Annotated in this window: 17 protein-coding genes and 1 tRNA gene; 8 read left to right on the top strand and 10 right to left on the bottom strand. The window is 69.6% G+C overall.

Annotated elements, in window-relative coordinates:
- Nucleotides 1–25: 25 nt before the first annotated feature.
- The 5 genes from VT85_RS12525 to VT85_RS12545 all read right to left on the bottom strand — a co-directional run bounded on the left by VT85_RS12525 (nt 26) and on the right by VT85_RS12545 (nt 4,406).
- Nucleotides 26–400, bottom strand: a complete 375-nt coding sequence (locus tag VT85_RS12525; protein ID WP_068415471.1) for an urease subunit beta — start codon at nt 398–400, stop codon at nt 26–28.
- A gap of 44 nt (nt 401–444) precedes the next feature.
- Nucleotides 445–747: an urease subunit gamma gene (locus VT85_RS12530; protein ID WP_068415474.1), complete on the bottom strand. Its 303-nt coding sequence runs from the start codon at nt 745–747 to the stop codon at nt 445–447.
- Nucleotides 748–816: 69 nt separating this feature from the next.
- Complete coding sequence (locus tag VT85_RS12535) at nt 817–1,737, bottom strand: urea transporter (RefSeq protein ID WP_068415477.1); 921 nt, start codon at nt 1,735–1,737, stop codon at nt 817–819.
- A 56-nt stretch (nt 1,738–1,793) separates the two neighbouring features.
- On the bottom strand, nt 1,794–2,501 hold the full coding sequence (locus VT85_RS12540) for a carbonic anhydrase (protein WP_068415480.1): 708 nt from the start codon (nt 2,499–2,501) through the stop codon (nt 1,794–1,796).
- 207 nt (nt 2,502–2,708) lie between these two features.
- A complete protein-coding gene (locus tag VT85_RS12545; RefSeq protein WP_068415483.1) occupies nt 2,709–4,406 on the bottom strand; it encodes a porin in 1,698 nt (565 codons plus the stop codon).
- A gap of 777 nt (nt 4,407–5,183) precedes the next feature.
- Between VT85_RS12545 and VT85_RS12550 the strand changes: the two genes are divergently transcribed.
- A complete protein-coding gene (locus tag VT85_RS12550; RefSeq protein WP_156512841.1) occupies nt 5,184–5,510 on the top strand; it encodes a hypothetical protein in 327 nt (108 codons plus the stop codon).
- Nucleotides 5,511–5,586: 76 nt separating this feature from the next.
- Complete coding sequence (locus tag VT85_RS12555; protein ID WP_068415497.1) at nt 5,587–6,648, top strand: tetratricopeptide repeat protein; 1,062 nt, start codon at nt 5,587–5,589, stop codon at nt 6,646–6,648.
- A 99-nt stretch (nt 6,649–6,747) separates the two neighbouring features.
- Here VT85_RS12555 and VT85_RS12560 read toward each other — a convergent pair.
- Nucleotides 6,748–6,821: transfer RNA gene (locus VT85_RS12560), tRNA-Arg, on the bottom strand.
- Between the two features lie 154 nt (nt 6,822–6,975).
- Between VT85_RS12560 and VT85_RS12565 the strand changes: the two genes are divergently transcribed.
- The 4 genes from VT85_RS12565 (at nt 6,976) to VT85_RS12580 (ending at nt 12,419) form a co-directional block, all read left to right on the top strand.
- Nucleotides 6,976–7,785 carry an MBL fold metallo-hydrolase gene (locus VT85_RS12565; protein ID WP_068415500.1) on the top strand — a complete coding sequence of 270 codons (810 nt, stop codon included), beginning with the start codon at nt 6,976–6,978 and terminating at the stop codon, nt 7,783–7,785.
- Nucleotides 7,786–8,004: 219 nt separating this feature from the next.
- Nucleotides 8,005–9,714: an MBOAT family O-acyltransferase gene (locus tag VT85_RS12570; protein WP_068415503.1), complete on the top strand. Its 1,710-nt coding sequence runs from the start codon at nt 8,005–8,007 to the stop codon at nt 9,712–9,714.
- A gap of 72 nt (nt 9,715–9,786) precedes the next feature.
- Nucleotides 9,787–10,857, top strand: coding sequence for a hypothetical protein (locus VT85_RS12575; protein WP_068415505.1), 1,071 nt, complete (start codon nt 9,787–9,789; stop codon nt 10,855–10,857).
- A 125-nt stretch (nt 10,858–10,982) separates the two neighbouring features.
- Nucleotides 10,983–12,419 (top strand): UTP--glucose-1-phosphate uridylyltransferase, encoded by a 1,437-nt coding sequence (locus VT85_RS12580; protein ID WP_197491245.1) that lies wholly within the window; start codon nt 10,983–10,985, stop codon nt 12,417–12,419.
- A gap of 76 nt (nt 12,420–12,495) precedes the next feature.
- Here VT85_RS12580 and VT85_RS12585 read toward each other — a convergent pair whose 3' ends face one another.
- Nucleotides 12,496–13,866: an ATP-binding protein gene (locus VT85_RS12585; protein ID WP_068415507.1), complete on the bottom strand. Its 1,371-nt coding sequence runs from the start codon at nt 13,864–13,866 to the stop codon at nt 12,496–12,498.
- A 336-nt stretch (nt 13,867–14,202) separates the two neighbouring features.
- On the opposite strand from VT85_RS12585, the gene VT85_RS12590 reads away from it, so the two are divergent.
- A complete protein-coding gene (locus tag VT85_RS12590) occupies nt 14,203–15,105 on the top strand; it encodes a serine/threonine protein kinase (protein WP_068415509.1) in 903 nt (300 codons plus the stop codon).
- A 51-nt stretch (nt 15,106–15,156) separates the two neighbouring features.
- The gene (locus tag VT85_RS12595) at nt 15,157–16,197 is read left to right on the top strand and encodes an acetyl-CoA carboxylase carboxyltransferase subunit alpha (RefSeq protein ID WP_068415511.1); all 1,041 of its coding nucleotides are present in this window, start codon (nt 15,157–15,159) and stop codon (nt 16,195–16,197) included.
- Between the two features lie 401 nt (nt 16,198–16,598).
- Here the strand turns inward: VT85_RS12595 and VT85_RS12600 are convergent, their stop codons facing one another.
- The 3 genes from VT85_RS12600 to VT85_RS12610 form a co-directional block, all read right to left on the bottom strand.
- Nucleotides 16,599–18,092, bottom strand: a complete 1,494-nt coding sequence (locus tag VT85_RS12600; protein WP_068415513.1) for a sensor histidine kinase — start codon at nt 18,090–18,092, stop codon at nt 16,599–16,601.
- On the bottom strand, nt 18,089–18,790 hold the full coding sequence (locus tag VT85_RS12605) for a response regulator transcription factor (RefSeq protein WP_068415515.1): 702 nt from the start codon (nt 18,788–18,790) through the stop codon (nt 18,089–18,091). Before VT85_RS12605 ends, VT85_RS12600 begins: the two co-directional genes overlap by 4 nt.
- A 72-nt stretch (nt 18,791–18,862) precedes the next feature.
- Nucleotides 18,863–19,177, bottom strand: coding sequence for a hypothetical protein (locus tag VT85_RS12610; protein WP_068415522.1), 315 nt, complete (start codon nt 19,175–19,177; stop codon nt 18,863–18,865).
- Between the last annotated feature and the right edge of the window lie 605 nt (nt 19,178–19,782).

Consider the following 19,782-nt stretch of genomic DNA (forward strand, 5'->3'; position numbering starts at 1 on the left):
AGGCGCGATCCGGCGGGGGGCCCGCTCACGAAGGCTCGTTCCCGTATCCCTGGTCGAGGCATCGCTTGAGGCTGGTCTCCCGGATGTAGGGCTCGTCCAGCCGGCCCGACACCAGGCCGTTGAACCCGAAGACCTTGCGACGGCCCCCGTAGGGGATCAATCGGACCTCCTTGACGTCGCCGGGCTCGAAGCGGACCGAGGTCCCGCTGGGCAGGTCGAGTCGCATCCCGTAGGCCTTGGCCCGATCCAACACCAATTCGCGATTGACCTCGAAAAAGTGGTAATGGGATCCGACCTGCACGGGCCGGTCCCCGGTGTTGTTCACGGTGATCGTCACCGTGGGGCGCTCGGCGTTGAGTTCGATCTCGGGACCGTCGAAGAAGTATTCGCCTGGGATCATGGTCGGCCTCGCAACGTGCACGGGGTGGGTTCGCTCGGCGACGCTCAGCGGATGGGGTCGTGGACCGTGACCAGCTTGCTCCCGTCGGGGAAGGTGGGCTCGACCTGGATCATCGAGACCATCTCGGGGACGCCTTCCATCACGTCGTCGCGGCCCAGGATCTCGCGCCCGGCGCTCATGATCTCGGCCACCGACTTGCCGTCCCGGGCCATCTCGAGCAACTGGGCCGTGATGAAGGCGGTCGCCTCGGGCACGTTCAGCTTGAGCCCTCGGGCTTTGCGCTGCGCGGCCACCTGGGCCGCCACGAAGATCAGAAGTTTGTCGCGTTCCTGCGGCGAGAGATTCATGGCTCGGTCACCTCGAAATCGGGGGAGTGGATGGGGAGGAGGCGTCGGCGACCGCCGCGGGTCGTCGGTTCAAGCGACCTTCGCCCCTCGGTCCGCGAGGAACGTCTCGTCGAGCTTGCCGAGCGCCAGCACCAGCCAGGTCGCCAGGACGAACGGCGCGGTCAGCGCGGGGAGGCCGAGGAGGGGGACGAGATCGGTCAGCAGCACCGCGAGCAGCATCCCCAGCAGCGGCGGGATCGACGACCGTCGCCACAGCGAGAGCGCCACGGCCGCCAGCGTCGCGTTGTAGCCGTACAGCCCCAGCGCGATGTTCTCGAACAGCGGCCGGACGACCAGGCTCTCGGGGTCGAGCAGCCGGGACGCCCCGGTCGCGTGCCAGCCCCCCACCATCGCGCCCACGACCGACCCCGCCAGCACCCAGGCGGCGTGCCGCCAATTGCCGACCGCCAGGCCCGCCAGGAAGAGGGCCGCCGTCGCGACGTCGGCCTGGAACATGACCTGGCTGACCCCCTGGACCGCCCCGACCCAGGGCGCGACGTCGGCGGGGCCCGGGTGGACGACCCGCTCCGCGCCCATCGCCGTCCCCAGGAAGAAGATCGCCCACGTCGTGACGATGAACGGCGCGGTGTAGGTCGGGAAGGGGAGGCGGGCGCGGGTCAGGAGGGTCGCCGCCACGCAGCCGACGACCAGCAGCCCGAGGCTCGCCGCCCCGGGCCGGAAGAAGAAGAGCGAGGCGATCCCGACCAGGGTCGCGTTGAACCCGTAGATCCCCGCCGTCGTCTCCGCGTCGTCGAATTTCAGCAGTCGCGCGGTCGCCGTCCCGAGGACCGCGCCGACGATCGCCCCCGCCGCCATGAGGGGCGAACTCCAGGCGATGCCCAGCAGGAACAAGGCCCCGGTGGCGGCGTTATCCTGGAAGAAGACCTGCCCGACGCCCCGCGCGGCCGCGAGGGCGAAAGCCGCAGGATCGCGATCCGGCTGCCATTTCATCGTGGTGCGTCCCCAGGGAACTGAGAGGCGAAGGTCGAAGCCCGCCGCTCGTCCGTTCAGTCGAGGATCTCGACCTTCCCCGTGGCCAGGTCGTAGACGCCGCCGACGACCTTCAGGCCCCCGGACTTGACCGTCTCGGCGAGGATCGGGCCCTCGGCCCGCAACTGGCCCACGCAGCGCCGGACGTTGGCCCTGATGGTGTTGTCGAGCTTGTCGCCGGGCTGGCCCTTGGCGTCGAGGACGGCCGGCTTGAGCAGGTGGACGAGGTCGTGGATCGAGCCGGGAAGGGCGTCGTCGGCCTCGATGTGCTGGATGGCCGCCTTGACCGCGCCGCACTTGCTGTGGCCGAGCACCAGTATCAATCGCGTGCCGAGCTCGGCGACCGCGTATTCGACGCTCCCGGTCACGATCGGCCCCGCGCCGCTGACGACGTTGCCGGCCACGCGGACGACGAAGAGGTCGCCCACGCCCTGGTCGAAGATCAGCTCCGGAGCCACCCGCGAGTCGGCGCACGCGACGATGATCGCCGTGGGGGCCTGGCCTTCCGCCAGCGCGGCGAAGTCCGACGGCCTGCGCCGCGACATCAGCGACGGCTGTCCTTTGATGAACCGCGCGTTCCCTTCGAGAAGCTTGGCGAGCACGGCGTCGGCGTCGGGCGACGGCTGGGCGGCCGTCGCGCCGGACGCGGCCAGGCTCGCCGCGCCGGCCGTCAGGGCTGTCTGCTTCACGAACTCGCGACGCGAAGTGGGGCGGCCGGCTCTCATGACATCCACCTTTTCGATCCGGCCGGGGGGCTCGCCGGCCTGTCCGAGGATCGCGCGAATCGTCGGGACGAACCGTGTCGCGGTGACAGGCCTGTGTCGAGACGTGTGATCCCTGGCGGCATACGATAACGCCCGCTTCATCCGGTGTAAATCGTCCTCATTCCAAAATATTTCGATTCCGCCGGACGGGGTCGGAAGGGCGAGAAATCAGAAATAGAGCTGGAATCGCAGCCAGAACATGTCGGCCGATTTCTGCAGGCCCCCGGGCCGGTACAAGACCGGGTCGCCGAACTCGCCGTGCAGCCAGAATCCGTAGATCTTCATGTACTCGTTCCAGTACCAATTCACGCCGACTTCGGTCGTGGCGGCCCGGTTCGACCAGAGGTTCGGATCGGCGAACCCCGAAGAGAAGATCTGCTCGCCGAGTCGCAGTTCGCTGGCGCGGGCCACCAGCTCCCACGCCCCGATGCCGCGAGCCCCCCCCTTCTTCGTCGGGATCAGGGGACGCTTGGGGTAGAGCCGCGACCGCTGCTCGACGTGCTCGCCGGTCAGGAAATAGCCGCCGGTGACGTAAAACCCCGAGAACGGGACGGGATCCCCCGACGGACGGGCGGCGGACGCATAACTCCCGTAGCCGTACTGCCACTCGCCGATCAGCGACAGGCCCCTGTTGAAGTAGGCCGCATGGACGGACCCCAGCAATCGGTCCCCACGCTCGACCACGTCGCGATTGAGGATCAGGAAGGGGGTCGTGCCGGCTCCCGGGCTGTCGGTGTTCGGGGAACCCCCGCCGATGCGGAAGGACAGGGGCACGGGGGATTGGTCCTGGCGGCCGAAGGCGACGGAGCTGCCCACGTTGAGGAATCGGGCGAACTCCAGCGCCTCGGACTGCTGGAACGGCCTGGCGTTGAAATACGCGACGAAATCCACCCCGTTGTCGAGGCTCTCGAACGAGTTGCGAGAGCCGTTGAAGACCCCCGCCGCATAGTCGAGGCGTTTGTCGAAGAGATAGCCCCAGGCCATCAGCCCGAACTGGCGATTCAGGCTGAGATTGGTCGTGAACAGGGACCGTTCGGGGGTCGGCAGCCAGTAATTCGAGATCGCGTACTGGTCATAAGGGAGGGGGGTGAAGAAGCGGCCGAACCGGAACTGGAAGCGGTCGTTGAAATGCAGGTTGATGAAAGCGTTGAGCAGGTTGAACGTGCCGCCCGAGCCCCGATTCACCGCGAGCTCGTACTCGACCGGCTTGGTGATGTTGCCCGAGAAGAAGATCCGCTGGCGAGGCAGGAAGATGCCGCTGTTGGCCGGCGTTTGATCGCTTTGAGACCAGATCCGCGCCTCGATCTGGGACTCGTAATGGATCTGGAGGCGGTACTCCTCGTCCTTGGTCTGGAACTGGAATCCGGGGCCGAACACGCCCCGCAGCGCCCGTTTGCCGCCGCTTTTGATGTCCGACGACCTGTACCCGGGGGCCGGCGTGAAGGGGGCGAACTGCCCTTCGGTATAGTCCGGCACCGGGTCGAAGGATACGTCGTCGCGGCCGTCCCCGTTACTGGATGGAGCTTCCCCGATGTCGGGCTCCGCCGGCTCCGGCTCCAGGCCGTCCGCGTCCGGTCGTGCCTGGAGCGCCTCGAATCGCTCCAGGATTCGGCCCATCTGCTCCTGATGCTCCCGCTTCGTGCTCTCCAGCTCTCGCGCGAGATTCTGATTCATCTCCTCCATGGCGCGGAGCCGCTCGGCGAGCTGTTCGACGGTCGTGGCCGGTTTCGAAGCGGCGGTGCTCGGGGCCGACGCGCCCGGCGCGTCGGCGAGCGGGGCCTGCGCCCGGGCCGGGTCCCCGGGCGCGGCCAGGAGGACGAATCCGAACAGGCTCGTCGCCCATGTCCAGGCCCGGATCACGACCATTCGGCTCCTATCAGGACGGCGCGTCGTCGCGCAGACCTTCTCAGATATCGAGAGTGAGAAGACGCCGACGACGAAGGATCGCGTTCGATCCCATCGACGAGCCTCCCGCCCGTTCTTGAGATTCCCGTCCAGGCATGCGAGGTTTGACGTGAATAGGCCCGCCCGGCCCCCGGAATCGCCCGGCACCCTACTCGTAAAGCCGTTCCCGCACAAGCGGGGAATTTCGCTCGCGGACGAGGCTCGGGCGGGCCTCCCCGCCGCGTCGAGCTTCAAATGCGACACCTGCTTGCGTCGTCTCGGTCCGTGCTCTAGGATGAGTCCGGATTCACCTCTCCGGCGGATCGATAGATATGGGTTGACTCATGCGACGGCGTCCGATTCGGCGAAGCTCACGGCCCGGAAACCTCTGAAGCCCAGTCGCTCCCGCCGGTCGAACGCCCGCGGATGATTCCCCCTGGCGATTCCCCCTGATCTCCCGCCGCCCCGGACATCTCTCCACCGGGGTCGTGGTCGATCCTCCTCAAGGTTCATGCGTCGGAACCGCCGAGGTCTCGTATCCGACCCGGAACGTCGACCCGAATCGATCCCGACCCTGGACTTCATCCCGAGGATTCTCGTGCTCCCGATCCTGCCGTGGTTGGCGGGGCGTTTGCAGGCCAGGCCCCGACGTCGGGCGGCCGTTCGTTCCATGAGGGTGCCGATCGGACCGAGGTGATCCGGGATCGCGCCTCGGTCTGTAGCTCCGGCTGGAGCGATCCCGAAAGGGTGGTGAACGTCATGCCTCTCAAGATTCGGTCGTCGCTGGTGAAACGATCCCTCCCCGTCGCGGCGTTGGCCGTCTGGACCGCGGCCCTGGCAGGGGCCGCGGCGTTCCAGGCCCCGGCGCAGGCTCCTTACATCTACGGCTACGGTCCTCAGGGGCTCGGCTACTACGCGGTCCCCGGCGTCGTGCCCGCCCCGGCCGTCGCGCCGCGATTGACCGTTCCGACCCAGGCGCGGCCTTCCGCCCCCGCCGCCGGCCGGAGCGTCGGCCCTGGCTCCCGGAATTGGGCCACGGGCAACCGAGTCCCGTCCCATCGCCCCTGGCTCCGCTCCCGGAGCTGACGCGACCCTCCCCGCGGACGAGAAGCCTGGAAATGGACACCGAGATCGAATCGCAATGGTTGGAAAGGGGATCGGAATGAAGCGAGCGAGAGTCATCGGGTTTTCGGTCGTCGTCGTCGTCGGCGTCCTGGCCGCAGGCCCGGCGCGGGCCGCGGATTGGAAGGCCGACCAGGACGCCGGCTGGAAAGCCTACAAGGAAGGCCGGATCGAAGCGGCCGAGACGTTGTTGAAGTCGGCCGAGGAGCAGGCCCGTGCGTTCGGCCCCGGAGACGCCCGGCTGGCCCTGACCCTCGACCATCTGGCCTGGGTCTACTGCGCCGAAGGACGATGCGAGGAGGCCGAGCCGCTGGCCAAGGAAGCCCTCGCCATCCGCGAGAAGTCGCTGGCGACGGACGCCGCCATGGCCGACAGCCTCAACACCCTGGCCGCCGTCTATGAGGCGGCCGGCAAGCCGGCCGAGGCGCGGCCGCTCTACATCCGCTGCCTCGCCGCCGCGGAGAAGGCCGAGGGCGCCGGGGGCGTGGGCGTCGCCGCCGCGATCGACAACCTGGCGGCCGTCGATCATCGACTGGGGAAGTTCGATGAGGCCGAGGCCTTCTACAAGCGGGCCCTCGCCCTCCGCGAGAAGTTCGACGGCCCGAAATCGGTCGAGCTGACCTCGACCCTCCACAACCTCGGCCTGCTCTACATCGACGAGAAGAAGTACGCCGAGGCCGAGCCGCTCCTGAAGCGATCCCTGGCGATCCGCGAGGAGTCGCTCCCCGCCGGTCACCCCGACGTGGCCCTGTCGCTCGAGGCCCTCGGCTGGCTCCACGCCTCGCAGGAGAAGCCCGCCGACGCCGAGCCGCTGCTGAAGAAAGCCCTGGCGCTGTACGAGGCCGACCTGGGCGCCGACCATCCCCACGTCGCCCGCTGCGCCGGCGAACTGAGCCGCGTCTGCCTGGCCCTGGATCGCCGGGACGAGGCGGAATCCTATGGCAAGCGCGCCGTCGCCATCCTCGAGAAGGCCTCCGACGACCCTCGCGAACTGGCGACGGCCCTGGACGACCACGCCGCCGTGCTCCGGAAGCTCGACCGGACCGACGAAGCCGTCAAGCTCGAAACCCGAGCCGCCGAGCTTCGCTCCTCCGTCGAGTGAGCGACCCGGACGCCTGGGACTGGAAACCAGAACGGCCTCGGGAGTCTTTCAACTCCCGAGGCCGTCGTGTTTTGGGCCGCGTGCGGCTTTGTCGCTGAGTACACCCGATAGGATTTGAACCTATAACCTTTAGCTCCGGAGGCTAACGCTCTATCCAATTGAGCTACGGGTGCGTCTGACGGGTCTTATTCCACCCTGGATGAGGAGGTTTGTCAAGACGGCGGCGGCGGAACCGGGGTTTGGGTCGCGGGGGAGGGGGCGGGAAGGTAGAATCAGGCCGCCCGCGGCGCTCGGCCGGCGTCGGGAGGACGCGCCAGGTCCAGGAGGATGAGTCGGTTGATCGAGAGCCCCATCGCGTCGGAACGGCGTCTGACTTTCCTAGGCACCGGGACGTCGTCGGGCGTCCCCGTGCTGGGCTGCGACTGCTCGGTCTGCATGTCGGACGACCCGCGCAACAATCGGACCCGTCCCAGCGTGTTGCTGACGTTCCCGGCGGGGAACCTGCTCATCGACACCGGCCCCGAGATGCGCATGCAGCTCTTGCGCGAGGGGGTGCGGCGGGTGCACGCGATCGCCTACACCCATCCCCACGTCGACCACCTCTTCGGCCTGGACGACGCCCGCGTGTTCCCCAGGTGGATCGGCGGCCCCGTCCCGGTCTACTGCGAGGCCGACACCGAGGACTACATCAAGCGGGTCTTCTCGTACGCCTTTCGCGAGGAGACGCGGGCCTGGCCGCCGGGCTTCGTCCCCAAGATCGACTTCGAGCGGCTGGTGCCTTACAAGGCGTTTGAGGTCCTCGGCGAGACGATCCTGCCGGTGCGGCTCCACCACGGCCGGTTCGAGGTCCTGGGGTTCCGGGTCGGCGGCCTCGCCTATTGCACCGACGTCAACCGCATCCCCGAAGAGACCTTCGAGGCGCTCCAGGGGCTCGACGTCCTGATCCTCGACGCCCTCCGGTTCGACCCCCACCCGACGCACTTCCACCTGGACGAGGCGCTCCGGGTGGTCGAGCGGCTGAAGCCCCGGCGGGCGCTGTTCACGCATTGCTCGCACGAGTTCGACCACGCCCGGGTCGACGCGATGCTGCCGCCGCACGTCCGGCTCGCCTTCGACGGGCTGGTGGTGCCGTTCTAGGCTTGGGCGGGCCCTTCGGATACGGCTTGCGGGCCGAGACGCGGGGAGAATACGATATCCCGCCGGTCGATCCCCCCGACGGGTCGATCCCCTCCCGGCCTCCGGGCCGAGCTTCGGCGGCGTCCCGGACGGCCCCGAGCGAGCGTCCGTCGCGGGTCACCTTCGCGAAGCGGGCGAGGATCGGACGTTTTCAACCGAACGGGCATCGAGGGCGGCGCAGTGCTGTTCAATTCGCCGGAATTCTTCGTCTTCTTCCTGATCGTCTACGCCCTGTACCGCCTGCTGGACCTGCGGGGCCAGAACCGCATGCTCCTGGCCGCCAGCTATCTCTTTTATGGCTGGTGGGACATCCGGTTCCTCTATCTCCTGGTCCTCTCGACGGCCCTGGACTATTGCTGCGGCCTGCTCCTGGGGCCGGGCCGCATCCCGGGGCGCGACCGCCTCAAGGTGTCGGTGCTGACGATCCTCGCCAGCCTCCTCTTCGTGACCCTGGACTGGAAGGCCGTGCGCTGGGTCGACCCGGCGGCGTTCCGGTCGCCCGGAGAGCCGGCGGCCGGCTCCTGGGGGACGATCGCGGTCGATTGGGGCCGATTGGTCTCGCCCGACTGGCTCGGCGTCTCGGTGCTGGTCGGGACCGTCGCGGCGGTCTTCGCGGCCAACCTGCTGTATTACCCGCTCACGAACATGCAGGCGGATCGTCGGCGTCGGGTCGGCGTCTGGCTGACGGTCGGGGCCAACCTGACGCTGCTGGGCTTCTTCAAGTATTTCAACTTCTTCATCGACAGCTTCGCGAGGATGCTCGAACCGATGGGGGTGCCGGTGGAGTCGCTCCACCTGCACGTGATCCTGCCGGCGGGGATCTCGTTCTACACGTTCCAGTCGATGAGCTACACGCTGGACGTCTACCGCGGCAAGGTGGAGGCGGTGCGCAGCCTTGAGGACTACGCGCTGTTCGTGACCTTCTTCCCCGTGCTGGTGGCCGGGCCGATCGAGCGGGTGGGGCACATGCTGCCGAAGCTGACGACGCCCCGTGTGCTGAACCTGGACCAGACCACCCGCGGCTGCTTCCTGATCCTGTTCGGGCTGTTCAAGAAGGTCGCGGTGGCCGACAGCCTGGCGGTCTCGGTGAACTCGGTCTTCAACGCCCCCAGCGCCACCTGGGCCGACGTGGTGCTGGCGACGGTCGGCTTCGCGTTCCAGATCTACTGCGACTTCTCCGGCTACACCGACGTGGCGCGCGGGGTCGCGAAGGTGCTGGGCATCGACCTGATGCTGAACTTCAACCTGCCGTACTTCTCGCGGACCCCCAGCGAGTTCTGGACGCGCTGGCACATCAGCCTGTCGAGCTGGCTGCGGGACTACCTGTACATCCCCCTGGGGGGGAGCCGGGGGGGCGAGGGGGCCACCTACCGCAACCTGATGATCACGATGCTCCTGGGGGGGCTCTGGCACGGGGCGGCCTGGAACTTCGTCCTCTGGGGGGCCTACCAGGGGGCGATCCTCTGCCTCTATCGGCTGTTCACGCCCCGGGCGAGGCCGGCCGACCTCGACGAGCCGTCGCCGGCCGGGGGGCTGGACCTCGGCCGCCGCATCGGGGCGGTGCTCTCCACGGGCTTCTTCTTCGTCCTGACCTGCTACGGCTGGATGCTGTTCCGGGCCGGCTCGCTGGAGCAGGTGGTGGACTACACGCGGATCCTGCTGTCGGGCCCGTTCGACCTGCACACGACGATCGCCAAGCCGACGACCGCCGGGGTCCTCGGGCTGCCGCTGCTGATCGCCTTCGAGTGCCTGGAGTACTCGGCCGGGACGCGGCTCTTCTATCGCTCGCTCCCCAGCCCCGTCCGGGGCGCGCTGTACGCCCTGCTGCTCTTCATCCTGGTCATGGGGACGTCGAATGCCGCGACCCAGTTCATCTACTTCCAGTTCTGACGCGCCACTCCCGGAAGCCTCGGGACGCGGGGGTCGCGGCGACGCGGCCCGGACCCTGGCGTGGACGCTGGCGTGCCTCGCGGCGCTCGACGTCGCGGCCAGCCGGGCGTTCCCGCCCCCCGCCGACCCCAGGCGGCCCCCTCGGCGCTCCAGGCCTACTTCCAGTACGGCCGCTCGATCGAGGACAAGCTCGACCGCGCGATCGGGGAGAGCGACGATCAGGCCGCGCCCATCGCCTTCGCCGGCTGGCCCGACCCCCAGCCGGGAGAGGACCAGCCGAAGGAGCGTCCCCCCGGCGCCGACCTCCTCGTCGCCTTCTACGGCATGTCGTTCAGCAACCAGATGGCCGAAGCCCTCAAGGCGGCCGAGCCGAAAGTCGCGGTCCGCAAGATCGGCGGCCCGGCGGCGCCCCCCAATCACGTGATGGAGATGTACGAGATCGACCGGGGCCGCCACGACGCCGACGTCGTGGTCTTCACGGTGCTGGACTCGTCCGTCGGCGGCGTCCTCACCATCGACGGCGCCTGCCGCAACTTCGAGGCCCCCCAGCCCTTCATGTATCGCCGCTATTTCGCGACCCCCGAGGGCCTCGACGCCCACGAGCCCCCCGCGCGGTCGCTGGCCGAGTTCCGCGAGGCCTGGCTCGACCCCGAGGGACGGGCCCGGCTGATCGACGAACTGCTGAAGTGGGACCTCTACTACAGCCCCTTTTACTTCCGGAAGAACTTCCTGGACGAATCGTCGCTCGCCCGGATGATCCGACGCGCCCTCTTCCGCAGCCACAAGCAGACGATCACCGGGCTGTATGAGGAGGACGGCCGCTTCCTGGAGGATTCCGAGGCGATCCGGGCCCTCAAGGGGATGGTCGGGCGGTTCATCGACCAGGCTCGGGCCGACGGCAAACGACCGCTCGTCCTGATGGTCCAGGATCAGGCCTCCGGCTCCCGGCTCCAGGACGTCCTCGGGCCGATCGTGGAGGCTCGCGGGGCGCTCGCGTTCAATACCAACGCCATCTGCCCGACCTCCAACCGCCTGAACTTCGTCGCGGACGGCCACTTCACCCCCGCCGCCAACGAGAAGCTCGCCGAGGCCCTGGCCGAGCTCCTCCGCCGCCCCCCGCTCGCGACGGCCGACCCCGGCTGAGCCGCCGGCCGCCGGGAGGATGCCCGAACCGCGGAGAAAATGGTAGGATCGAACCGCACCGGGCGCGTCGACGACGCGACCGCGAGGAGCGCCGCGCAAGCGATCAATCAGGAGCATGGCACGCGATGGAGATGGAGTCGAAGCAGGAACTGGCGGAGCGGCTGGGGTGCCACGGACAGGAGCATCTGCTGCAGTTCTGGGACGAGCTGGATGAGGCCGGGCGCGACCTCCTCGCCAAAGAAATTGCATCGATCGACTTCGACCAGCTCGACAGACTGATCGCCGGCCTGGTGCGCGGCGCCGTCGAGGAGCCGGAGATCCCGGCCGAGCGCGTCCATCCCATCGACGTCGTCCGCCTTCCCCAGACCGACGGCGAGCGGACGGCGCGTCGGCGGGCGACCGACGCCGGCGAGGAGGCGCTCGCCGCCGGCGAGGTGGGCGTCGTGCTGGTCGCGGGCGGTTCGGGCACGCGGCTGGGCTTCCCCGGCCCCAAGGGGACGTTCCCCATCGGCCCGGTCTCCTCCGCGAGCCTCTTCCAGATCCACGCCGAGAAGCTCGTCGCCCTGGGAAGCCGCTACGGCAAGCAGCCGCCGCTGTACGTGATGACCAGCCCCGAGAACCACGACGCGACCGTCGAGTTCTTCGAGCGGAACGGCCGGTTCGGCCTGGATCACGTCCGGTTCTTCATCCAGGGCCGGATGCCGGCCGTCGACCTGAAGACGGGCAAGATCCTGCTCGCCGCCCGCGACCGGCTCGCCATGAGCCCCGACGGCCACGGCGGCACCCTCGCGGCCCTGGCCGGGCCCGGCGACGCCGGGTGCGAGCCGAGCTGCCTCGCCGAGATGGGCGAACGGGGCGTGCAGACCCTGTTCTACTTCCAGGTCGACAACCCCATGGTCGAGATCGCCGACCCGACCTTCATCGGCCTCCATCGCCAGGGCCAGGCCGAGATGTCGTTCAAGGTCGTCGAGAAGATGACCCCCGACGAGAAGGTCGGCGTCGTCGTCCTGGTCGACGGCCGCCCCCAGGTCATCGAATACTCCGACCTGCCGCGTTCCCTCGCCGAGAAGCGCGGCGAGGAAGGCCAGCTCGCCTACTGGGCCGGCAGCATCGCCATCCACGCCTTCGAACGCTCGTTCATCGAGCGGTTGGTCGGGGGCCTGCGGCTGCCGTTCCACCGGGCCGTCAAGAAGGTCCCGTACGTCCTGCCGACCGGCGAGACGGTCCAGCCGGCCGAGCCCAACGCGGTCAAGTTCGAGCAGTTCATCTTCGACGCCCTGCCGGCCGCCGAGCGGTTCGTGATCGTCGAGACCGATCGGGCCGTCGAGTTCGAGCCCCTGAAGAACGCCGTCGGCCCGGACTCCCCGGCCACCGTCCACCAGCGGATGAGCGACCTGTTCGGCGGCTGGCTCGAACAGGCCGGCGTCGTCGTCCCCCGCCGCCCCGACGGCTCCGTCCCCTTCGCCATCGAGATCAGCCCGCTCTTCGCCCTTGCCGCCCACGACCTGAGGGCCAAGGTCGAGCCCGGTCTCGTCGTCGAACGCCCGCTCTATCTCCGCTGAGAAACCGGCGTCTCGGTCCCAGCCCCCCCCCATCAGAGGCGATGAGGGGGGCGAGCCGGGAGGTCGTCGGCCTCGCTCAGCTCGATTGCCGGAGCTTGGTGAATAGCTGGCTGTACGGGGCGTGCTCGTGCCGGAGCTCGGCGCGAAGGTCGCCGGTCATCAGCGGCTCCTCGTCCTCCTCGGCGTCGACCTCGTTCTCATCCCGAGCGTCGGCGTCGGCCTCGACGGCCGCGAGTTCCTCGACGGGTTCCGTCCGGCTCTCGATTTCGACTTCGGCCTCCTCGTCATCGCCGTCGTCGGTCGCGGGCTCGGCTCCTCGGGTCAGTTGGTCGCGGTTGCGCGCCCATTCGGACCAGGCCTGGAGGGCGGCGTAGTGGTCCTCGACGAGTTCACCGTCGGCCGGGGGGGCTCGGCCGAGGTCTCGAACGCGGCGGACTCCTCGGCTTCCAGGCTGCCGCCCCAGCCCACCTCGATCAGGCCGTCCTCGACGCGGAGCGGGGGCCGGCTGGGGAGCAAGGGAGCCTGGACGGGCCGCGATTCGACCTCCGGCGGGGCCTCGACGACCTCGCGCCGGGCCGACGGCCGGCTCCAGACGACGGGATCGGCGGCGACTTCCACGGGCCGCTCGACCGGGGCGCGGGGGCCAGGGCCGGCGTCGGGGGCGGGGCCTCGGCGCGGGGGAGGGCCGGGGAGGGGCCTCGCGAGGCGTCGTCGGGACGGCGGATCGCCGCGCGGATCGATCGCCGGCCAGGGCCAGCAGCCGACGCGCGTTCCCGGCCGCGTCGCGATGCAGCCGCTCCACTTCGTGCTCGTCGACGCCGACCAGGAGCCGGGCCGCCTCCTCCACGTCCAGCGGGGGGAGGTGGGCGTGCCTCGTCAGCCGAGTGGCGAAGGCCCGGAGCGACCGCGAGGCCAGCCGGCGCGCCAGCTCGGTCCGACCGACGAGGACGACGGCCGCGAATCCCCCCGACGCGCCGAGGCCGTCGCACAGGGCCTCGATCTCGGCCCAGACCTCGGGCGCGGCGTGCTGCGCGTGCTCGACGACCAGCAGCCAGGCCCGTCCTTCGTCGGCGTCGTCCTCCAGGGCCTCGGCGACGGCCAGCCGGAGCGTGGCCGGTCGGTCGGCGGCGGGGGCCGCGCCGAGCCTGGCGGCCGCGAGCGTCAGGAAATCGACCGCGTCGAGCGTCGGGGAAACCTCGACCACGGCGGCCCGCCAGCCTTCGGGGAGCCGCTCGACGAGCCGCCCCCGGACCCAGGTCTTGCCCGCGCCGGCTTCTCCGGTGAGCAGCAGGACCGGGGCGGAGCCCGAGGCGTCCAGGAGGGTCGAGCCGAGCGATTCGAGGGCCGCGCGACGGCTGGCGACGGCGGCGTCCCATGAGCCGGGGCCCGAGCCGGGCCGAGGTTCCGGGGCGCTTCCCTGCGGGGCGTTGTGCCGATTCCGCTCCATATTCGACCGACTCCTTGGTTGGCTCCTTCGAGCGACGCGGAGGTCGCCCGACCGGTCCCCGACATCCTGGCTTCGGCGGCCGGGGGGCCGCTTCGACTCGTCGGGGCCGCCGGCGCACGGGCCGCACGGCGATCTTCCCGTTCTTTCATGATCGACCCGGCCCGCCTCCACTCTTGAATGCCGAGCCGGGAGAGCGTCGCGGGAGGGTGGACGCGTTGTCGAGAGCGGCGGTTTTCGGTAGGATGGCGTCGATCGTCCGGGATTCCAGGATTTCGCCGAAAACGAGGCTGCGGGCCCGAAGGATCGGCGCAACCGCATCCGTGAGGGGGCTTGGGTTTGGCGACGAGCGGCGGCGCGGCCAGCGCGGAAGATCGAATCGGCGCCTATCGCGTCGTCCGGGTGATCCATGCGGGCGTCACCTCCGTCGTCATGGAGGTGGTCGACGAAACCACGCACCGGCGGTACGTCGTCAAGCAACTGGCGGCCTCACGCTGCGACGACGCCTCGGAACGCCGGAAGTTCGCCTTCGAGGCCAAGCTCGGCCTGGAGCTGCGGCACCCGAACCTGATCCGGGTCCACGAATTCGTCAACGACCGCGAGCAGCCCTACTTCGTGATGGAGTACTTCCCGGGGCTCAACCTCAAGCTCCCGCTCTCGCGGCCGACCGTATACCCGATGCCCAGGGAGCACCTGCACAAGATCATCCGCCAGGCGGCCTCGGGGCTGGCGTTCATGCACGAGAAGGGGTGGGTGCATCGCGACGTCAAGCCCGAGAACATCCTGGCCGACCGGGGGGGCGAGACCCGGGTGATCGACTACACGATCGCCATGCGGACCCGCACCGGGCTGGCCCGGCTGTTCGCCGGCAAGGTCCCCCGACAGGGGACCGGCACCTACATGGCCCCGGAGCAGATCCGCTGCGAGTCCCCCGCCCCCACGGCCGACATCTACAGCTTCGGCGCCACCTGCTACGAACTGGCCTGCGGCCGTCCGCCGTTCCGGGCCGGGTCCCAGCAGGAGCTGCTGAACAAGCACCTGCGGGAGAAGCCCCTCTCGCTGATCTCGCGAGACGACCAGATCACGCCCGAGTTCAACGAAGCCGTCCTGCGGATGCTCCAGAAGCGGCCCGAGGATCGGTTCGCCAGCCTCCAGGAGTTCCTGGCGATCTTCCGGAATGTCCGGATTTCCCGGAACGACCCCGACCCTCGCGCCGATAATCGGGACGGGCCCTTCGCCTGAGCCCGGCCGGCCCCGCCCCGCGTCCGCCCGTTTTCGAGGATCCAGCGTCCCATGCGCAGCGCCCACGAACAGCGACTCCCCTTCGAGGCCCCCATCTACGAGATGGAGCAGCGGCTCGGCGACATGGAGGCGCAGTACGCCAAGAACCGCGCCGGCGGCGACAACTCGAAGATCGGCGAGCAGATCCGTCGCCTCCGCCGCGAGTTGGCGGCCCTCAAGCGCGAGATCTACTCCCAGCTCGACCCCTGGCAGACGGTGCAGGTCTCGCGGCACCCCCAGAGGCCCCAGACCCGCGACTACATCGACCTCATCTTCGACCAGTTCCTGGAACTCCACGGCGACCGCGCCATCGGCGACGACCAGGCCATCGTCACCGGGTTGGGCTACCTCGACGATATGAAGGTGATGTTCATCGGCCACCAGAAGGGGAAGAACCTGGCCGAGCGGACCGCCTGCCACTTCGGCTGCGCCCACCCCGAGGGCTACCGCAAGGCGCTGTTGAAGATGCGGTTCGCCGAGAAGTTCGGCCTGCCGATCGTGACCTTCATCGACACCCCCGGCGCCTATCCGGGGATCTCGGCCGAGGAGCGCGGGCAGGCCGCGATCATCGCCGAGAACCTGATGGAGATGTCCGGCGTCGCCACCCCGATCGTCTGCGTCGTGATCGGCGAGGGGGGCTCCGGCGGCGCGCTCGGCATCGGCATCGGCGACCACCTGGGGATGCTGGAGCACACATACTACTCCGTCATCAGCCCCGAAGGCTGCGCCACGATCCTCTGGAAGGGGGCCGAACACGCCCCGAAGGCCGCCGCGGCCCTCAAGTTCACCAGCCGCGACCTGCTCCGCTTCGGCATCGTCGACGAGATCGTGCCGGAGCCCCTCGGCGGCGCCCACCGCGACCACCCCGAAATGTCCACCTCGCTCAAGCAGTTCCTCCTCCGCAACCTCCGCCGACTGGCCACCGTCCCCAAGGACGAGCTGCTCGACCGACGTTACGCCAAGTACCGCAAGATCGGCGTCTTTCTCGAAGAGACCCCCGATCAAATCGCCGTCGACTCCCAGCTCAACGGCCACGCCCCGTCGGCCCTCTGATTTGGCTTCGTTTTCACCGGGGCGAGGCTGGTTAAAAACATCGCAAATGCTGCCGATCAAAGCCTTTGAGCGATAAGTCGTCGGGCTCGAATTGGCTTCGTTCGGCGATTTTCGTGGTGCGTTTCGACTCACTTCCTCGGGCCGCTCCGGGCTTCCCGACCGGCCTCCGCGCGCACTTCGCCCTATCCTGGATCATGCGCCCGATTCCGGGGTTGCGTTCAGGAGGATGGGGCCGCGCCGCCGGATCGATCAATCCGCCCGCCGAGCTTCGTTCTACAACGCCCTCCGGATCCCTTCCGACGGCCCGGCCCGGGAACGCTTCAAGGCGAGATTCCCCGGCCTGGCGGATCGCCTGGGGGCTCCCAGGACGAGCGTCGCCTCCTGATGGGCCGGCACCGGTGTCAGGCGTTTGGGAGGGAAGGATCGAAATCGTCGATCCGGGAGGTTTCCGCCTCGGGCAGGCGGATGGTGAAGCGGGAGCCCGCGCCGGGGACGCTCTCCACGCCGAGACTGCCGTGGGAGGCCCGGACGATCCGCTGGACGACCGAGAGGCCCAGGCCGACGCCGCCCCGGCCCAGCAGTCGGGCGCGGGGGGACTGGTAGAAGGGCTCGAACGCCGAGATTCGCTCGTCGGCGGTCAGGCCGCAGCCGCGATCCGCGACCGAGAGCACGGCGGTCCCCGGCTCGCGGCGGACCTCGACCGTGACGAGGGAGCCGGCCTCGCTGTATTTCAGGGCGTTGTCGACCAGGTTCTCGACGGCCTGCGCCAGCAGCGGGGGGTGGGCTCGGGCCCAGACGGACGGCGATTCGCACGTCAGCTGGAGGTCCGACGCCCGGGGCCGGCCTTCCCAGCTCCGGAGCAGCTCCGGGACCCAGGCCGCCAGGTCGATCGGCTCCTCGCGAAGCGGCTCCGCATCGGATTCGGCGCGGGCCAGGAACAGGAGCGACTCGACGATCCGATGCAGGCGGAGGGCCTCGCGGCGGATCTGATCCAGGGCTTGCTCGTAATCCTCGGAGGGGCGGGGGCGGCGACGGACCACGTCCACGAGGCTCAGCACGCCGGCGATCGGGGTGCGAAGCTGGTGCGAGGCGTCGCCGGTGAACCGCCGCTGGCGCTCCAGCGCCTCTCGGCGACGTTCGAGGAGGGCGTTGAAGGCCCGGCCGAGCTCCTCCAGCTCGTCGCCCGTCTCGGGGGTCGGCAGGCCGTCCTGGTCGTCGGCCGCCGCCTTCTCGCGGGCCGCCGCCGCCAACCTCGCGATCGGGGCCAGGGCGCGACGGCAGAGCCACCCCCCCAGCGCGGCGCAGAGGAGCCAGGTCGACGTCGAGGCGACGGCGAGCGCCACCCCCAGCCGGGCGATGCTCGCGTCGACCGGCGCCCGCACGAGCGCCGCGGTCAGGATCATCTCGTCGTACTCGTCGTCGTCTGGGTCGCGGTCGTGGGGGATCGGCGTCTGGTCCCCGCGCCCCTGCCGGATCATGGTCGCGAGGAGGAGCCGGCGACGGCCGATCCGCCAGACCGGGGAGTCTTCCAGGATCGTGACGTCGGCCTTCGCCCCGGCGAGCGCGCCGGGCTCGGAGACCGGCGGCGACGGCCCGGCCTCCCAGTTCGCCGAGCGGTCCAGGACCCGGCCCCGCGCGTCCTGGACCTTCCAACGGACCTGTTCCGGGGACGGGTCGAGCCCGATGGTGATCCGCCGCTCCTCCGGCTTCCATTCCAGGCCGTCGGCTTCGACGTGCACCGACGACTCCAGCGCCGTGAGCGACTTCACCAGGTGGTCGTCGACCCGGCGATGCAGATACGACCAACCGAGCGCGTACATCGTCGCCGAGAACCCCAGCAAGACGACGCCGAGGGTCCCCAGGAAGAACATCAGCAGCCGATTGGCGAGGCTCATTCGCCGGCCCCCGGCGCCGATCCAGGGGGACTCCCGAACGAGTAGCCCCGGCCCCGGAGCGTGTGGATCAGCCGATCGCCGTGGGCCTCCAGCTTGCGGCGAAGCTCGAAGACGTGGACCTCCAGCGTGTTCGAGAGGCCGTCGTACCGCTCGTCCCAGACGTGCTCATAGATTCTCGTCCGCGAGAGGACCTGCTCGGGGTTCCGCACGAAGTAGACGAGCAGGGCGTACTCCTTGGCCGTCAGGTCGATCCCCTTGCCGGCCCGCGAGACCCGCTGGGTGGCGAGGTCGATCTCGACGTCGGCATGGCCCAGGCGCGTTCCCCCTCTCCCCTCGCCGCGACGGATCAGGGCGTGCACCCGCGCCAGCAGCTCGTCGAAGGCGAAGGGCTTGCACAGGTAGTCGTCGGCCCCGCCGTTGAGCCCCTTGACCCGGTCCGGAACCGAGTCGCGGGCGGTCAAGAACAGCACGGGCGTATCGCGGTCGCGCGCGCGGAGCCGGCGGAGGATGGACAGGCCGTCCTGCGACGGCAGCCACCAGTCGAGGACCACCGCGTCCCACCCCCCCGCCTGGATCGCGTGCCACGCGGCCTCGCCGTCGGCCTCGTGCTCGACGCTGAACCCCTCTTCACGGAGGCCGCGGACCACCGAGCCCGCGATCAACTCGTCGTCCTCGACCACCAGGATGCGTATGCCCATGTCGTGATTCCGATCGCCTCGGCCGGGCTGGGATGCGGGGACGCTCTCTGGGAATTGTACCCGTCGCGCCCGTTACATCCAGCGGGCCGGCGAGACCGCGAACGTCGACGGGCCGACCAGGAAGCCCATCTCGTCGCGACGCTCGCATCCGGTCGGCCTGACGGCGAGCGCGATCCCGGCCGGTTCGTCGCGTCGCGACGCCTCGTCCCGGGGCCTGGGACGCGGCCGGGGCTCCGCCACGTCCCGCCCCGGCGCGGGGGCCTTCCCGCCGAGGATCGTCCGGTCGAAGCCCTGGATCAATTGGCCGAGGCCGAGTCCGAGCATCGTGCCCACGGCGACGGCCAGACAGGCCGGAAGGAACAGGATCGTGAACGCATTGATCGCCATGTTTCATCCTCCCTCTCGTCACGCTTCGATGGCGGCCGCAAGGGGCCCCGCCCGACGTTGAGGAAGGATACGGCTTGAAGGTTAAACCACCGTTACGCCGGGATAAGTTCGCCCTAATCCCATCGGGCGAAGGGGATCGTCGACGCGGACGAATCGAGGAGGCGCGGCTTTTGTGCTCTTCGGCCCCTCTTTTATCGCTGCGGGCCGCCTCCCCGGTGGGGGGCTGGACCGCGATGCGTCGCGACGGCGAGAGGCTTCGGCCTCGCCCGGCGATCGGCGGGGAGCCGCGGGTCCGGCCCCCTCGCATCCGGCCCAGGCCAGAGAACCGGCCCTCGATTTTCGGACGGAACGATTGATGAAAGCGGTCGACGGGGGCCGATGGCTTTCATAACGACCGAGCGAGGCGCGAGCCAAAGCCACGCGTCGTGCTTGGTAATCTCGGATGAGCAGGCGTCGTCGACGCTCAACGCGGTGCTCCCACTCGCCCCCCTTCCCGGGGGAGGCGAGACGTACGGCGGCGTCGGCCCCGACGCGACGCGAGTCGCGGAAGGACGACGCAATGGAGGCGGCGCCTGCTTCTCCCTCCTCGGCCCGGACCAGCTCGA

The organism is Planctomyces sp. SH-PL62 (assembly GCF_001610895.1).
GTDB lineage: Bacteria > Planctomycetota > Planctomycetia > Isosphaerales > Isosphaeraceae > Paludisphaera.

Bases quoted from the DNA above. Each gene is read 5' to 3' on its own strand.
- VT85_RS12550 (WP_156512841.1), top strand. From the start codon at position 5,184: ATGCCTCTCAAGATTCGGTCGTCGCTGGTGAAACGATCCCTCCCCGTC.
- VT85_RS12555 (WP_068415497.1), top strand. From the start codon at position 5,587: ATGAAGCGAGCGAGAGTCATCGGGTTTTCGGTCGTCGTCGTCGTCGGC.
- VT85_RS12600 (WP_068415513.1), bottom strand. From the start codon at position 18,092: ATGAGCCTCGCCAATCGGCTGCTGATGTTCTTCCTGGGGACCCTCGGC.
- VT85_RS12610 (WP_068415522.1), bottom strand. From the start codon at position 19,177: ATGGCGATCAATGCGTTCACGATCCTGTTCCTTCCGGCCTGTCTGGCC.
- VT85_RS12605 (WP_068415515.1), bottom strand. From the start codon at position 18,790: ATGGGCATACGCATCCTGGTGGTCGAGGACGACGAGTTGATCGCGGGC.
- VT85_RS12540 (WP_068415480.1), bottom strand. From the start codon at position 2,501: ATGAGAGCCGGCCGCCCCACTTCGCGTCGCGAGTTCGTGAAGCAGACA.
- VT85_RS12545 (WP_068415483.1), bottom strand. From the start codon at position 4,406: ATGGTCGTGATCCGGGCCTGGACATGGGCGACGAGCCTGTTCGGATTC.
- VT85_RS12530 (WP_068415474.1), bottom strand. From the start codon at position 747: ATGAATCTCTCGCCGCAGGAACGCGACAAACTTCTGATCTTCGTGGCG.
- VT85_RS12585 (WP_068415507.1), bottom strand. From the start codon at position 13,866: ATGGAGCGGAATCGGCACAACGCCCCGCAGGGAAGCGCCCCGGAACCT.
- VT85_RS12565 (WP_068415500.1), top strand. From the start codon at position 6,976: ATGAGTCGGTTGATCGAGAGCCCCATCGCGTCGGAACGGCGTCTGACT.
- VT85_RS12535 (WP_068415477.1), bottom strand. From the start codon at position 1,737: ATGAAATGGCAGCCGGATCGCGATCCTGCGGCTTTCGCCCTCGCGGCC.
- VT85_RS12595 (WP_068415511.1), top strand. From the start codon at position 15,157: ATGCGCAGCGCCCACGAACAGCGACTCCCCTTCGAGGCCCCCATCTAC.
- VT85_RS12580 (WP_197491245.1), top strand. From the start codon at position 10,983: ATGGAGATGGAGTCGAAGCAGGAACTGGCGGAGCGGCTGGGGTGCCAC.
- VT85_RS12525 (WP_068415471.1), bottom strand. From the start codon at position 400: ATGATCCCAGGCGAATACTTCTTCGACGGTCCCGAGATCGAACTCAAC.